Source organism: Flavihumibacter profundi (genome assembly GCF_020076305.1).
Taxonomy (GTDB): domain Bacteria; phylum Bacteroidota; class Bacteroidia; order Chitinophagales; family Chitinophagaceae; genus Flavihumibacter; species Flavihumibacter profundi.
This window is the reverse complement of sequence record NZ_JAIQXE010000002.1, coordinates 1,052,041-1,067,284: the sequence shown is the minus strand read 5'-3', so window position 1 is coordinate 1,067,284 and position 15,244 is coordinate 1,052,041. Positions and strand designations below refer to the sequence as shown.

General features: G+C 42.0%; 12 protein-coding genes. 3 read left to right on the top strand and 9 right to left on the bottom strand.

The features are described 5' to 3' along the window. The first annotated feature begins 5 nt into the window (after positions 1–5). On the top strand, positions 6–1,235 hold the full coding sequence (locus LAQ65_RS14410) for a PQQ-dependent sugar dehydrogenase (protein ID WP_224117679.1): 1,230 nt from the start codon (positions 6–8) through the stop codon (positions 1,233–1,235). A 34-nt stretch (positions 1,236–1,269) separates the two neighbouring features. Here LAQ65_RS14410 and LAQ65_RS14405 read toward each other — a convergent pair whose 3' ends face one another. Next, positions 1,270–2,262, bottom strand: a complete 993-nt coding sequence (locus LAQ65_RS14405; protein ID WP_224117678.1) for a helix-turn-helix domain-containing protein — start codon at positions 2,260–2,262, stop codon at positions 1,270–1,272. A 234-nt stretch (positions 2,263–2,496) separates the two neighbouring features. Between LAQ65_RS14405 and LAQ65_RS14400 the strand changes: the two genes are divergently transcribed. Next, on the top strand, positions 2,497–3,222 hold the full coding sequence (locus LAQ65_RS14400; RefSeq protein ID WP_224117677.1) for a hypothetical protein: 726 nt from the start codon (positions 2,497–2,499) through the stop codon (positions 3,220–3,222). A 9-nt stretch (positions 3,223–3,231) separates the two neighbouring features. Here the strand turns inward: LAQ65_RS14400 and LAQ65_RS14395 are convergent, their stop codons facing one another. Genes LAQ65_RS14395 through LAQ65_RS14365 form a run of 7 tightly spaced genes read right to left on the bottom strand, consistent with a single transcriptional unit; the run spans position 3,232 to position 11,785 of the window. Then, entirely contained in the window at positions 3,232–4,530 is a 1,299-nt protein-coding gene (locus LAQ65_RS14395) for a sensor histidine kinase (RefSeq protein WP_224117676.1), read from the bottom strand. Beyond that, positions 4,514–5,887, bottom strand: a complete 1,374-nt coding sequence (locus tag LAQ65_RS14390) for a sigma-54-dependent transcriptional regulator (RefSeq protein WP_224117675.1) — start codon at positions 5,885–5,887, stop codon at positions 4,514–4,516. Before LAQ65_RS14390 ends, LAQ65_RS14395 begins: the two co-directional genes overlap by 17 nt. A gap of 38 nt (positions 5,888–5,925) precedes the next feature. Further along, the gene (locus LAQ65_RS14385; protein WP_224117674.1) at positions 5,926–7,110 is read right to left on the bottom strand and encodes an ABC transporter permease; all 1,185 of its coding nucleotides are present in this window, start codon (positions 7,108–7,110) and stop codon (positions 5,926–5,928) included. A 29-nt stretch (positions 7,111–7,139) separates the two neighbouring features. After that, on the bottom strand, positions 7,140–8,363 hold the full coding sequence (locus LAQ65_RS14380) for an ABC transporter permease (protein WP_224117673.1): 1,224 nt from the start codon (positions 8,361–8,363) through the stop codon (positions 7,140–7,142). Positions 8,364–8,388: 25 nt separating this feature from the next. Then, on the bottom strand, positions 8,389–9,054 hold the full coding sequence (locus LAQ65_RS14375) for an ABC transporter ATP-binding protein (protein WP_224117672.1): 666 nt from the start codon (positions 9,052–9,054) through the stop codon (positions 8,389–8,391). Between the two features lie 16 nt (positions 9,055–9,070). Further along, positions 9,071–10,531, bottom strand: a complete 1,461-nt coding sequence (locus tag LAQ65_RS14370) for a TolC family protein (RefSeq protein WP_224117671.1) — start codon at positions 10,529–10,531, stop codon at positions 9,071–9,073. A 6-nt stretch (positions 10,532–10,537) separates the two neighbouring features. Further along, a complete protein-coding gene (locus LAQ65_RS14365; protein ID WP_224117670.1) occupies positions 10,538–11,785 on the bottom strand; it encodes an efflux RND transporter periplasmic adaptor subunit in 1,248 nt (415 codons plus the stop codon). Positions 11,786–12,134: 349 nt separating this feature from the next. Between LAQ65_RS14365 and LAQ65_RS14360 the strand changes: the two genes are divergently transcribed. Next, positions 12,135–12,749 carry a hypothetical protein gene (locus LAQ65_RS14360; protein WP_224117669.1) on the top strand — a complete coding sequence of 205 codons (615 nt, stop codon included), beginning with the start codon at positions 12,135–12,137 and terminating at the stop codon, positions 12,747–12,749. A 66-nt stretch (positions 12,750–12,815) separates the two neighbouring features. Here LAQ65_RS14360 and LAQ65_RS14355 read toward each other — a convergent pair whose 3' ends face one another. After that, positions 12,816–15,188 carry an ABC transporter permease gene (locus tag LAQ65_RS14355; protein ID WP_224117668.1) on the bottom strand — a complete coding sequence of 791 codons (2,373 nt, stop codon included), beginning with the start codon at positions 15,186–15,188 and terminating at the stop codon, positions 12,816–12,818. Positions 15,189–15,244 lie beyond the last annotated feature (56 nt).

Sequence of the window (15,244 nt, the reverse complement as noted above, 5' to 3'; positions counted from 1 at the left end):
CTATTATGAAAAAGTTATTTTGTTATGGCAATACTGTTGCCTTTATTTTATGTATAATAGCCTGCCAAACTACAGATTCAAAAAAATTAGTAGGATCAAAAAAGAAATCAGATACTGATTCTGTTGCAGTAAAGCTTGAATTAGTCACAACCGTAATTGAAACGCCTGTTGAACTGAATGTATCACCCGACAATACCCACCGGATATTCCTTACGGATAATCAGGGAAAAGTATGGATCCTGAAAAATGATTCAGTATTATCAACACCTTTTTTAAATCTCAAGAGCAAAACTGGTCAACAGGATAAAAAACCTAAAGCAGGCGCCATCTTCAGTGTTGCATTCCATCCGCTGTTTGCAACAAACGGCAAATTTTTTGTGGCCTATAGTACCCGTCCTACGATCCAACGAAAAAAATACAAACTGGTTATTTCAGAATTTACAGCCAGCAAATCCGACAACAATTTTGCAGACCCGGAAACTGAGCATCTGGTAATTGGATTAGAAGGGAATAATATTCAAAACAATGGCGCCCAGATTGCCTTTGGCCCCGATGGCTTTTTATATATTTCTATCGGCGATGATAAATTAGGTGACAGCACATATAGATACCACGCCCAGGATTTAAACCTTTTAAACGGGAAATTATTGCGGATAGATGTAAACAGGCATCCTTATGCAATTCCAGCTGACAACCCTTTTGTTGCGATGAAGAATACAAGGCCTGAAATCTGGGCTTATGGCTTTCGTAAAATGTGGCGATTTTCCTTCGACCCATCTTCCCATCAATTATTTGGTGCCGATGTAGGTGAAAAAATGGAGGAGGAAATTGACATCGTTCAGAAAGGTGCAAATTATGGCTGGCCTTTAAAAGAAGGAAACAGCAGTTTTGTAAAAAGCGACTCAAATAACAAATCCACTTTTATTTCACCAATTAATACTTATAACCGTAAAGAAGGCATTTGCATCATTGGTGGAAGTTTTTATTACGGAAAGGAAGTGCCTTTATTAAAAGATAAATATGTTTTTGCAGATTTCGGCGGCAGCATGTTCACCCTTATGAAAAATGCAACAGGAACCTGGATAAGACAACCATTGAAAATAGTCAATAAACCAGCAGATCCCTTTTTAATTTGTGGCTGTAATATTGATGAAAACAATGAAATATATGTAATGGGCATACTGAACACTAAAACAGGCCCTAAAGGTGCAGTGTATAAAATCATAAAAGGATAAGCCCTCTTTTGCTAATCAGCGAAGAATGCTGCACCTATTTTTTAAGGCTATTAACTTTTTCCCGGATCGCGTTAAAAAAGCGGTTCCTGTCTTTTTCACCGGTCTTACTGATAAGCGTCGAACGACTCAATAAAGAATTGAATGAAGACATTACTTTATTTGCGAATCGCTCATCCCTTGTAAAAAGGTAATGGTAAACACTGTAGGTTACCATCGATAATACATTGCTATCGAGCTTAATAGCCATTGTATTGTTGCCCAGAATCAATTCATTTACATAAAATTGAATGGGCGCCTGGTAAGCAGCCGGCCCATCCCCAGGCATGAATTTCACCCCTTTTTCCGCCTGGTGTTGAAGATGGTCGATCATCAGATGAAAGGATTGCAGCACACCGTCAAAATCACTTTGTGTTTTAAAATTGCCTGCATCCCGGTAGTATGCAATCTGGTTGATTGTACTGATCATACTTTCTGTATTCCACAATTCAACGCAGGGAATTTTATTGAATTCGCGCAACACTTTCTGGCCAACTTCATAACAGTCCTTAAAGGGATACTCATTATAAGAAAAAGCCTTATTACTAAGCGCCGGATCGTTGTTTATAGTTTTAGTCCAGAAGAAGGTTTTAAAGGCTGCGATTTCAGGAAAAAGATAAAAATTCCAGATAGTTGAATCCTTGCATAAATAAAATATCTCTTTTTCCCTGAAAGAATTGAAGTATGTGAATTGTCGTAAAATGCCGTTGATATGGTTAATAAATTCCACAGAATTCCCATTCATACCCGGCGCGTCAAACAAAATGGATTCTGTTTTCAGATGCAATAGCTGGTCTACAGACAGTTTGAACTTCTCACATAATAGCTTGAGCTCATGTAAGGCCAGGGGCTTTTCTCCCCTGATGCGGCGATATACACTATCATAACTGAGATTAAGCATTTCCGCGATCTCATCCACCATGGAAATATGCTGGGGCAGGCTATTCTTGATATAGCTGAACAGTTCTTTCTGGAAATTAGGCTCAGTCATGCTCATTTAATTTACGGATTTTCCGTAAAGCCCCAAATCAATTTTTTAAATATCCGTTTTCAATTGACCGTTGAATCTTAAACTACGGGAAACCCTTAACAGCAATACTACTATTTTCTCACCTTTAAGAATATTCGATACGGCGGCAATTCCCGCCGCGATTTTCAATTATGGCTGGCTTTATCCTGGAGGTATTTTCGGATGGCTATACAATAAACCAACAAACATAAAGCCATGAAAAAGCTACTCCTTATCTGCCTCCTTGCCAACTTATTCATGTGGGCTGATGCACAGTTCATTGCTGTCAATTATTTGCAAAAAGATTCCTTCACCAATCACCTTGAAGCATTAAAAGATAACTATGGAATGAATAAAATTATTCCGCCTGTGCTCGAAACAGAATGCCTTACAGCATTGCAGTTCTACCCTGAATTGAAGACGGTGAATATAGAATTCAGGTTTGGTAAAGCTTCTACAACGATGTCTTCAAGGCCAACCCTGTCTTCGCTGCTAAAGAACAGGAATAAGAGATTATATATAGTTACCATCAACCAGGATGGCGCTTCAAAATTAGGTTTAAAATGGAATGAACTGAGTTTTAACCAGACAGTAGGCTGGATTGGCCATGAATTGGGGCATATCCTGCATTATACCCAAAAAACAAACGGGGGAATATTATGGATGGGGTATAAATATTCATTTGCCAGGTACAAAAGAAAAATGGAGCGGTTTACAGACCAGCTTGCAATAGGCCATAACCTGGGCTTCGCTTTATACGATGGCACAGAATATACCCTTAATTGTTCTAATGCTAAAAAAAGCTATAAGAACAATGCAAAGATATTTTACCTGAAACCAAACGAAATTTTACAAAAGAGCTACACCAGGGATTCTGTAGTAGCCAATTACCGGAAAACAAAATTTAGCAGAAAATCAAATGTCATGGCCTGTTTAAAATAATTGTAAAAATCAGAACCGTATTGTAAATACCGTCAAGCCTGTTTCTGCCTGTTTTAGTGAAAACTCAAAACCATGGTTCATTAAGATCTCCTTTACCAGTGTTAATCCTATCCCCTGCCCATCACGTTTTGTACTGAAAAACGGACTGAACAACTGTTCCGAAACCTCCGTACTTATTCCTTTTCCATTATCTGAAATTATTAAAATCCGTGTGGTCCTGTTAAGTTCAATACTTATCACACCATCTGCTTCAATAGCTTCCATGGCATTCTTTACAATATTGATCAGCGCCTGTTCCATCTGCTGGCTGTCGGCTACCAGATGGAATGACTCGCCGTTAGAGCAATAGTTGAATCGGATTGACTTTTCTACTGCCTTCCGTTCCATTAATTGAACCACAGCAATTATCATGGCATTCATGTCAATACAGGTTTTGTTCGGTGCGGGTAACCTGACAAGGTCGGCGAAATTTCGCATGAACAGGTTCAGGTTGTGGTTGCGGTCAATCGCTACTTGCAGGGCATGAGCCAAAGCGTGGTGTTCAGGCAAAGACCAGATTTTTCTGACTGATAACGCGGATGCCAGGATAGAATTAACCGGGCCAATACTGTTATTCACCTCATGTGCCATCATGCGGATGACCTTTCCATAGGCCTTCTTTTCAGCTGCCAGGATTTCTGCAGTAAGTTCTTCAATCATAATGAAATGCCTGGGAAAGCCCCGGTCGACAAAATGGGACTTCTGCAATTTATATGTGACTGCCCCGTTGAATGTGTGGGTAATGGATTTGCCCGAATCCAATAATTTGACCTGGTCCAAAACCGGGTGCGATAATTCTTGGATGGACTTCAATAAAATCGCTGAAGGCTCCATCTCCAGCAATTCAAGAGCCTTCGGATTCACCTGCTGGACGTTGTCATCAAAATCCAAAATAATAATACCGGTTGGTGAAGTCTGGATCAATTTTTCAAGGAACAGATGCTGTTGTTCATGGCGGGTTCTTTCAGTACGCAACTCATCCATCATCTGGTTATAGATATATATGAGCTGGTCTACTTCATAATTTCCTGAAGGCACTAGTTTGACAGTAAAGTCGCGGTCCTTCATGGCTTCTGCACCTTGCGATAACATCATCAGCGGCCGCACTAATTGCTTAAAAAACTGGTAGGAAAGACCTGCCGAAACAAGGATCACCACTTCAGCAGCAAGAAAGAGCAATTTATTCCCATTGAAAATAAAATAGGTCAGCAATAATGCGGTCAAATGCAGAATAGAAACAAACAGGATGTATTTAGTCCTGGTTCTCATCGTAGGGAATACTGTATTTATCCAGCCGCCGGTATAGTGAACTACGGGTAATGCCGAGTGAAGCTGCCGCCTTCGAAATTCTATTATTATGAAAAGCCAACGCTTTCCTTATCATGCCCATTTCTATTTCATCAAGTGTTAAGGTACCCACTTCGGGCAATTGAAGGTAGCCTTTTTTAGCTGTGGATGCAGCCAGTTGCAACCGGAAATCATCCACCGCCAACAGGTCTTTCCTGCTTACCAGTACCGATCTTTCTATAAGGTTTTTCAACTGCCTGATATTGCCGGGCAGTGGCAATTGCTGCAACCACTTCAGGGCATCCCGGCCAACAGCAAGGTAAGGACGATTGTATAGTATTTTCATATTATGGATAAAGGCATTCACCAATAATGGGATATCGGTTGGCCTTTCCCGTAAGGCCGGCAAATGGATGCTGATCAGATTGATCCGGTAAAACAGGTCTTCCCGAAAAGCTCCGGCGCTGACCATTTGTTCAAGGTCTTTATTCGTTGCGCATACCACCCGCATATCTACTGTTTTGGTGCGGCTGCTGCCCAGCACTTCATAGGTGCGATCCTGCAAAACGCGTAAAAGTTTTACCTGGCTGCTCATCTCCAGTTCGCCAATTTCATCCAGGAATATTGTGCCTTTATTGGCCATTTCGAAACGGCCCGCCCTGTCTGTGCGGGCATCCGTAAAAGCACCACGCACATGGCCGAACATTTCACTTTCAAATAGCGAAGTCGAAACACCGCCCAGGTTCACTTTCACAAAGGGTTTCTGCTGGCGCCTGCTATTTTGGTGGATAGCTTCTGCAATGAGTTCCTTACCTGTGCCACTCTCCCCCGTGATCAATACCGCCGCATCGGTGGAGGCAACCCGGCCCACTGTTTCCAGTATCTCCAGCATTTTTTTGTCTTCACCGATAATATGTTCAAAATGGTATAATTCATCCAGTTGCTGGCGCGTATGTTTGTCCACCCCCGTTTTCTGGAGTTCAAGCAAGGTCTTAATAGACTGCAGCAAATGACTATTATTCCAGGGCTTGTTGATAAAATCGTTGGCCCCAAGTTTCATTCCCTGCACAGCCAGCTCAATAGTACCCCAACCTGTGATCAGGATCACTGGAACCCCTGGTTTAAGCTGCCTGATCTTTTGTAGTAGTTCCATGCCTTCTACCCCTGAAGTTTCGACAGAAAAATTCAGATCAAGGATGATCAGGGTAACCGGCTCCTTCGCTACAATATCCAGCGCCTGTCCGGGTGCGGGCGCTTCCATGACATTGAAGCCTTCGCTCACCAGTAAGAGCATCAGGGAAGTCCTAACTGCATGATCATCGTCGATAATCAATATCATAATACATAGACAATTTAATATTTTTTTATATAATGGGCCTAATCTTCATGCAAGGCAGCAGCCGGGTAAATAGCTGCAGCCTGCTTGCCCGGGTAAAGGGAACAGACCAGCACCAACATATACACAAAAATAATGGCCAATAGCAGCGCTGAGAGGTAAATTCCGGCTGGCAGGTCAAATACATTGAGCAACGGAAATTGTATAGCGAAAAAACTTCCGATCATTAAAGCAAGGCATGCCAACAACATCGATTCGGTGACCAATTGAACCGATATGGATTTCCCGCTGGCACCAATGGCACGGCGCAATCCGATCTCGCCCCGCCGTTTATTGATATTATACCACAATACACCAAAGAGCCCCAGTGCCACATTTACGATCAGAAATGAACTAATGATGGATAATATGATCATAGGGACAAGGGCAAAATAATTAATGCTTTTTCGCTTATTAGTAAGGTATTCAATTTCCACATTGCCATTCTTCATTGAATTGGCCAGTACTTTGTATAGCTTTGCCTCGAAAGCAGCATCAGCACCCGGAGCTACTTCAATAAGCATATTACCCACCCAACGGATATTGCCGGTATCAATACGACTAAAACTAGCCAAACCCGCCCCAGTATAATCGCCATCAAATTTCGGATCCTGCACCACTCCTATTACCTTTCGCTTATCCTTATCTGGCCCGTCGCCAATTAGTTCACCAATAGCTTTCCCATTTCCAAAAAGCCTTTGCTTTAGAGAATTATTGATCACGATCGGTTTGTTTTTGAATGTGATATCCGATTTATCAAACCATCGTCCTTCCATGATCTGGAGTCCCAAGATCGCAGCATAACTATCTTCAATATCATAACTGTTTACATTATTAACAGAAATTGCATTCTGTTTAATTCCATATTGTATGGTTCTTTGAAAATAAGGCAAATTACTACTTGCCAAACTAACTGACCTAACCTGAGGGAGAGACAACAACAATTGTTTTACTGCATCATAGTATTGCACCACTGAGTCGGTATTGCTTTCGGCAAATGATTGGTTATATGAAACCGCCCATACCTGCTCGCACTTAAAACCCGCAGGCTTTTTATAATTATGGTAGAAATACACCAGCATAGAAAATACTGCAAACAGCACCAAAAAGGAAACAAGTATCTCAGAAAGGAGCAGGGCATTTTGTTTCTTCTTATTCCAGATCAGCGTAAATAAATGCTTGACCATAGTAACTTTTTTGTAGATAATTAAATTTATTAGGCTTTTAGGGCTTCGACTACCTTCAATCTTGACATACGCCAGGCGGGGAAAACGCCTGACAATAAACCAAACACCAGGCAGGTAAGTAGCCCAATGCCTAACACCTTATAATTAATGGATAATTCAAGGTAGGCAATCAGGTCTGCCCTGTTGATGAAAAAGATGATGATGGCAGTCAGGACTAACCCGATTAGTCCACCTATTACGGTAAGGATAAGGTTCTCTACAATAAATTGGTAAACCAGCGTTGAAGAGGATGCGCCGAATGCTTTCCTGACACCAATTTCAGAAGATCGTTCCATAATCCTGGTGATATTGATGTTCACCAGGTTGATTGTTGGTAAAGAAATGGTGATCAACACAAAAATCCCAAGGGTTAACAACGCAATGGTAACGCCGGAACTCTCTTCATTGCCTGTTCTTACATAACCACGGATAAAGGTATCCGCATGGCAGTATATCTTAGTGAAATTCTTACTCTGTATTGGCAACCTTGCAACCATGGCATCATATTCCTTCTGTATAGTTGGAATATCCGCTTTGGATTTAGCTAATAAAATACCGGTATAACCACCCTGGTACCCTGTACCCTTATAATCAGTTTTGGAAACCGTATAAGGCAGGTAAATATCACTGTACAACATGTACAAGGTAATAGGCACATTTCTTACCACACCACAGACACGGTACTGCACATTATCAGCTTCAATATATTTACCCACAACAGAACTAACATTCCCGAAATAGTTTTTTTTAATGTCTTCTGAAATCACTGTCACCAATTCACCATTGGCGATCTGCTGTGCCGTAAATGGCTTCCCTTCCAGAAATTCATGGTCAAGTACCTCCCAGTATTCTGCATTGGTATATTTATAATTGAGGGCGATCTTTTTGTTGTTTACATAAGTATTGGTTCCATTAAAACCCGATGAAATAGCCAGCTTCAATGGCGTTTTCAGGCTCCTTACATAATGGTCCAGGAAATAAAAGGACAACGACCCGCTTTGCATGGATTCCTTTCCCCTTTCTTCGATTCTATTAATATAAAGGGACCGGTCTCTCTTTTTATCGGGGTAATCGTCGCCAATAACCTTAGTAATGAAGGCTGTCATCACCAGTAGAATGGTCAGTGTAAAACTGATGCCAAACAAACTTATAAAAGTGAAGAATTTCCTTCTTTTCAATACAGCCAGGGCGATCTTAAAATAATTGAGCAACATATTTGCCAGATTTATAAATGAACAATTACTGAACCTGTGAACCATCAAATAACCGCACCAGGCGATGGGTTTTCCTTGCCATGTTTTCATCATGGGTGACCATTACGATCGTTGTCCCTTCGCGCTTATTCAGATCCAGCAGGATATCCATGATCTCATTACCCATGGCACTATCCAGGTTACCGGTAGGTTCATCTGCTAAAATGATTTCCGGTCGGCCAACAATGGCGCGGGCGATGGCCACACGTTGTTTTTGCCCGCCTGATAATTGATTGGGAAAATGTTTGATCCTGTTACTCAACCCTACTTTCCCAAGTGCTTCAGTAGCCAATTCTTTTCTTTCCTTTGCATTGCAGTTCCGATACAAGAGCGGCAACTCCACATTATCAAGCACTTTCAGGTCATTAATCAGGTGATAACTCTGGAAAATAAAGCCCAGTATTTTATTCCTGAACTGTGCAAGTGCCTTATCTGAAAGATCAGTTGTCCGCTGTTTATTGATCTGCAGGTCGCCTTTTGTTGGTGCGTCGAGCAGTCCCATGATATTTAGCAAGGTGCTTTTTCCGCAGCCCGATGGCCCCATGATCGACAGGAATTCACCTTGTGCAATATCCAGGCTGATGCGGCTCAGCGCAAGGGTTTCCACTGTATCTGTCCGGTATACTTTTTCGATGTTTCTTAAACTGATCATATCTTAATGGTTATTTTTATTTATAATATATTTTTTCGCCTTTCTCAAAATCATATAGAGAAAGGTATCGCAGCTGATAATAGGCGCCCCAGAAATCCCTCAGCGCTGCAATATAATCCCGCTTTGCCTGATCTTTTTCCTGGAAGGCAATGCTGAGGTCGGTAATACTGAGATTACCCAACACATACCTTTCACTGGCAATCTGGTATTTTTCACTGGCGATACTATCCGCCCTTGCTGTAAAAACCAATTGCTCCTGCATCATATCAAATAAGGTCACCTGTGTAAATATTTCCTGGATGAAGACTTGCTTATCCTGCTCCACTGAATATGAAGTGAACTCCAGGTTGGCCTCTGCGGTTTTGGTGCGTGACTTAGACCTTCCCCAATCGAGGATGGGAATAGTAAAAGTTAGCCTAACCTCCTGTTGGTCTTGTGGCGACTGGTACACCTTGGGAATTGTAGGTGCACTCTTCGAAAAACCCAACTGTGCTGTTAATGCAGCATTGAGTCCGTTGTCTCCTTTTGCCTTTGAAACGTCCCTTCTCGCTTCCGCCATCCGGCGCACAAACGCTATTGCATCACTACGGTTGGCAAATGCTTCAGACAGGACCCTGTCAGCCTGCGCTTTCATGTTGATAGTTGCATTTGGCATCGACAACGCAATCTGGACGGCACTTTTCAAGCCAGTATAGGAGCGGAGGTTAAGGCGGGCTATTTCCATATCACGTCGCGCAATACCTACAGCTTTCTGCGATTTAAGTTCTTCAAGCTGTAATTGCAGAATCTCATTTTTAGAAATTTTCCCCAGAGTCAGTTTTTCATTGGTGATCACTTGTATTTTCTGTGTATTGGCCAAGTTGGTTTCAGCGACCTGCAAGTTCACCTGGGCCACAAGCAGGTCAAAAAAATAGCCGCAGGCGATAATGGCGATCCGCTCCATTGATTCAATATATGCCTGGTTACTTTCGCGGTATTTCAAGGGCTCAATTTTTTTATCCCATTTCAGCGCATTGAATTGCCAAAGCGGCTGTTTGTAGCCAATTCCGAAAGGAACCCCATTATACAGTTTATTATTCCTGTCATAATCCTCGAAACGTTGTAATTGTGTGGTACCAAAAACGGTTCCCCCTGTCCCTGAAATACTTTGGCTAAAAGAAAGGTCGAGTGATGAGTTATTGTTGTGGATGGATTGAAACAAGATAGTACCATCAGGTTGCTGCACTTCCGTAAAAGTTTTGTTGTAGCCAGGCATTATTCCACTCAATAATAATTGTGGTTTATAATTGGACCGGAAGGTCTGGTACTCCCAATACTTTGTTTTTTTTGTAGTGCTGGCCTGTTTAGAAGCAATAGATTTTTCCCTGGCCATAGCGATGACATCCTGAAGGTTGAGCAAAATGGTATCCTGACTTTGCGCGAAAGCCATCGTACCTGCAAAGAGAAGGAGAATAATATAGAATAATCGCGTTGTCATAACTTGTTAGTCTGTAATAGTAATTGTTTGGGCATTTTTAAAGGCACTCATGTCGGAGGTTACGATAACATCGCCGGGCTTCACCTTGTCTTTGATTTCAACAAAATCAAAATTGCTCATACCCAGATGTACACTTCTTCTTTCTGCTTTGTTTCCTTTCATTATAAAGATATCCTGGTCGGCAGCCCCTTTGAAAGCAGGACCATTGGCCACACGAAGCACGTTCTTGGTTGAGGCTGTTACCAGGAAGACCTCTACCTTCATATTGGGTCGCAACATTTTATTGTTGACATCATCTAGTTGTATGTCGAAAAACACTACACTATTTTGAACTGAAGGTTGAATATTGACGATTGTTCCCCGGAGTTTTTCTTCATTAATGCGGATGAGGGCTTTAAGTCCGGGATGCATTTGATCAAGATAGGTATCAGAGATACTGCCCTGTACCTTAAAACTGCTGAGATCGGCAATTTTAGCCAGTGCATCTCCTTCGCGGATGGCAGCGCCGATATTTTTATTTACCCAGGTAACTACACCATTACGACTGGCAACTATACTGGCACGCTGCAGCTTGCGTTCCAGCCCTTTCAGGTCATTTTCCTGAATAGCGGCAGCAATCTCCGCTTCGCGCATTTCAACCTGCATGGTCTGCTGTTTGCTGCTGATCTCATTTTCAAGTTGCAGTTTTTCCAGTCGGGCTACTTTCAGGTTTTGTTCTGCTTTTTCAATATCCTCACGGGTACCGCCACCCGCTTTAAAGAGTCGTTTTGCATTTTCAACATCAGCTTCAAAACTGTTGATACGCAATTGTTTGATGTCATTGCTAGACTTGATATCATAGAAACCTTTATCAAGCTGCAGTCGCAGTTTCCTGATATCGTTGCGCTTGGATTCGAGCTGAAATTTCAATTTTTCAAATTCTGTCTGGGCGGCAGTTTTATCGAGAGTAAGGATTGATTGTCCGGGTTTCACCGCACTACCGGCATCGAGTAGCACTTCCTGTACAGATGCACTGATCGGACTGGTTATGGTTTCTTCAAACTCTGGCAATACTTCCCCGGAGGCGGAAATCGTATTCTCTATTGTGCCCTTTTCTACAACGGCAGTGGTGATAACCGACCTCGACACTGATGATGTTAATTTTGAACGAAGCATCCAGGCTGCAGCTATAAGTATCACTATCATGACAACAATAGTGATGATTGTTTTTTTTCTCTTTTGTTGGAGGACTTCTGCTTCAATAATCTTGTCCATAGATAAATTTGTATCTATAGACTTCCAAGACGGATGCCAAAGTCAAATACCTGTAAATCAATTATTTGAAAAATAAAAAATCAAATGACCTGTCCGGTTTCGGACAAACTGTTTGATTTCGGAAAGAAGTTTGCGTTATGTTGACTAGGCAGGTAACTCGGCTTCTTTAACAGACCGAAAATCCACACCGGATGTTTCCTGCATCTTACTGTACCAGGTCTTAAATTCAGAAGCAGCATGGTCACCCATCTCTCATCTGTTATGGAAGCGGACAGGATTATAATTTTCCAGTAATTGATGAAAAAGCAAAAAATAAAGAGAAATAAAAAGAGTTGATCTTTGAATCAGTATGTATTCAATAATTATCGGAAGTTTATTAATCAGTTTATTACATGCGGTGATTCCCAATCACTGGTTGCCTATTGTAGCCATTGGTAAAGAAGAAGGGTGGAACCTTGCCAAAACAAGCCGCATTACTTTTATTGCAGGTACCTCACATGTTGTTAGTACCCTAATTATTGGCTTGTTGCTTGGAATGATCGGCAGTAAACTGACTGCGCAAATAGAGGACTTTTCACGAATCATAGGACCTTCTATCCTGGTTTTAATGGGACTCTATTTTTTGAGGCAGCACTATATCCATCATCATTTTCATTTGCAGCAGGACCAGGTCAGGAAAAAGGGAAAAACTGCCATTATAATGGCATTGGTAACAGCCATGTTCCTTTCCCCTTGCATGGAAATCGAAGCATATTTCCTTTTAGCAGGAAGCAAGGGTTGGCATGTAATGTCGGGCATAGCACTAATGTATTCGGTAATCAGTATTGCAGGAATGCTTTTATGGGTGCGGATTGTTTATAAAAGGATGCTACATCTCAACTGGCATAAATGGGCGCACAATACCGGCATTATAACAGGACTCGTATTAATTGCAACAGGCATTGTCTCGTTTTTTATTAATTAAACGTTATGGAAGGCTTACCAGTATGCGGGAAGATGCAGCATTACCGGATATCCATGTATGGAGCTTTTATTCTGTGCGTAAACTCTTTACCGGATTGGCAATTGCTGCCCTGATTGCCTGGTAGCTTACTGTTATGATAGCAATAGCTACAGATAAGCCGCAGGCGGCCGCAAAGACCCACCATTGAATGCTCACCCGGTAGGTATAATCCTGTAACCAATTATGCATACCCCACCAGGCCAGGGGTGCTGCAAGTAAAAATGAAATAACAACAAGCTTCACAAAATCCTTGGACAACAAGGCAGTGATTCCTGTAACGGATGCACCTAATACTTTACGCACTCCAATTTCCTTGATCCTGTTTTCTGCCATATAAGTGGCGAGCCCAAATAAACCCAGGCAGGAAATAAATATCGTGAGTGCTGCAAACAAAGCAGCCAGTGTGCCCTGCCTTTGCTCGTTCTCAAATTTCCGGGCATATTCTTCATCCACAAACTTGTAATCAAAAGGATATTCAGGATTGTACTTTTTGAAAATAATTTCCGCTTTCTGAAGGTTTTGCGCCGTCGGGTTATTTCCATTCAGTTTTATCTGCATGGTCTGAAACCAATTGTTTTTTGCACCTCCAATCAGCATTGGCCTTGTTGGCTCATAAGGATTGGTCAGGATGAAATCTTTGATTACACCTATAATATGCCATTCAATATCGTTGTCCTTCACGATCTTGCCAATCGGGTCTTTGAACTTCATCACTTTCAGGGAAGACTCATTGATGATCATTCCCGTAGAATCGGTAGGGAATTGTTTCAGGTCAAAATCACGGCCCTGTACAAATTGCAACCCAGCCGTTTTACCCAATCCCTCATCACAGACATACCTGGCGAAATCTGTTTTATCATTCGGGTCCTTACCCTCCCATTCCTGGCCCCAGCCATCACTCCAGCTTTCGGTTAAAGGCGCACTTGTTTTAGTTATTGCAACAGCCACACCGGACTCAAGCAATTCATTTTTAATGAGTGGATAATTCTTTGGGATATCACCTGTCATGAAATGATAGATCAGGTTATCTTTATTATATCCTGTTTCACGGTCTCGGGCATAATCGATCTGCTGCTTCACAATAATTGTGCAAATGATTAGTATAATGGCGAAAGTAAACTGAAGTACTACCAGCACTTTGCGTGGATTGATCAGTGCATTCGCCTTTTTAAACGTGCCCTTCAATACTTTAACCGGCTGGAAGGAAGAAAGGAAAAATGCAGGGTAACTGCCAGCCAGCAGGCCGGTAAATAAAATAAATCCAATGCAGGCCAGCCAGGTCCAGCCACTACCGTAATTGATGAATAGTTTTTTATCTGTAAGGTGATTATAGGCGGGAAGGCTGAGTTGAACAATCAGCACGGCAAACACAGCAGCAATAAATGCAATCAGGATGGATTCCGCAATGAACTGACCTATGAGAGATGATTTCTGAGCGCCTACAACTTTTCTTATGCCCACTTCCTTGGCACGCTTTTCACTTCGGGCCGTACTCAGGTTCATGAAATTGATACAGGCAATCAAAAGTATAAAGGCTGCAATAGTGGCAAAAAGTTTAACAAATGTGGATCTGCCACCATTGTCTTCCACCCCGTTAGTAAAACTGGAATACAACCTCCAGCGACTAATCGGGTAAATAAACATTTCCCATTTGTCTTTTTTTGCTTCTTCCTCGTAATGCTGTTTCAGGACTTTAATCTTTGGCTCCACCGATGCATAACTTGCATTTTGCTTCAGCATTACGTAGGTCCGGGTGCTGTTATTGCCCCAACTCGAATCATCTTCCTGCCTGTATGTCAAATAGGACCAGGGCAATAAATATTCAAAATCGAAGCGGGTATTATTAGGCAGGTCTTTCAGGATACCCGTTACCGTGAAATTATCTTTATTCTCAATTTTGATCACTTTACCCATGGCATCCTGGTTGCCAAATAAACTTTTCGCCAGCTTTTCAGTCAACACAACGGAATGCATATCATTCAACGCAGTGGCCGGATTACCTTTTAGCATCGGGAAACTGAACATCTGCAGGAAACCGGTATCCACCATATTCCCCGATTTCATGATTTTTTTATCCCCTACAGTAAAAAGCAGGTTGCTGTTCCAGTTTACCCGCACTGTCCGCTCAACTTCTGGCAGGTCATGCTCCAGGGTACGGGCAAGTATTTTAGGGGTGGTATTCCAGCACCAGAGTTTACCATCAAACCTTGCCCTGTTCCATGCTTCATAAATCCTGCCCTTATTCGAGTGGAACTGGTCATAGCTTACTTCATTCTGGATCCATAACAAGATAAGAATAGCGCTGGCCATACCAATTGCCAATCCAATAATATTAATAGCGGAGAATCCTTTATTCCGGAGCAGGTTCCTGCAGGCGACCTTGAAAAAGTTCTTGATCATAAGCTGTTTTTTGAAGCATCAGGGCTTTGGCAAAAAAAGTATGACGCGATGCAATT

Bases quoted from the DNA above. Each gene is read 5' to 3' on its own strand.
- LAQ65_RS14410 (WP_224117679.1), top strand. From the start codon at position 6: ATGAAAAAGTTATTTTGTTATGGCAATACTGTTGCCTTTATTTTATGT.
- LAQ65_RS14400 (WP_224117677.1), top strand. From the start codon at position 2,497: ATGAAAAAGCTACTCCTTATCTGCCTCCTTGCCAACTTATTCATGTGG.
- LAQ65_RS14355 (WP_224117668.1), bottom strand. From the start codon at position 15,188: ATGATCAAGAACTTTTTCAAGGTCGCCTGCAGGAACCTGCTCCGGAAT.
- LAQ65_RS14375 (WP_224117672.1), bottom strand. From the start codon at position 9,054: ATGATCAGTTTAAGAAACATCGAAAAAGTATACCGGACAGATACAGTG.
- LAQ65_RS14360 (WP_224117669.1), top strand. From the start codon at position 12,135: ATGTATTCAATAATTATCGGAAGTTTATTAATCAGTTTATTACATGCG.
- LAQ65_RS14385 (WP_224117674.1), bottom strand. From the start codon at position 7,110: ATGGTCAAGCATTTATTTACGCTGATCTGGAATAAGAAGAAACAAAAT.
- LAQ65_RS14390 (WP_224117675.1), bottom strand. From the start codon at position 5,887: ATGATATTGATTATCGACGATGATCATGCAGTTAGGACTTCCCTGATG.
- LAQ65_RS14405 (WP_224117678.1), bottom strand. From the start codon at position 2,262: ATGACTGAGCCTAATTTCCAGAAAGAACTGTTCAGCTATATCAAGAAT.
- LAQ65_RS14370 (WP_224117671.1), bottom strand. From the start codon at position 10,531: ATGACAACGCGATTATTCTATATTATTCTCCTTCTCTTTGCAGGTACG.
- LAQ65_RS14395 (WP_224117676.1), bottom strand. From the start codon at position 4,530: ATGAGAACCAGGACTAAATACATCCTGTTTGTTTCTATTCTGCATTTG.
- LAQ65_RS14365 (WP_224117670.1), bottom strand. From the start codon at position 11,785: ATGGACAAGATTATTGAAGCAGAAGTCCTCCAACAAAAGAGAAAAAAA.
- LAQ65_RS14380 (WP_224117673.1), bottom strand. From the start codon at position 8,363: ATGTTGCTCAATTATTTTAAGATCGCCCTGGCTGTATTGAAAAGAAGG.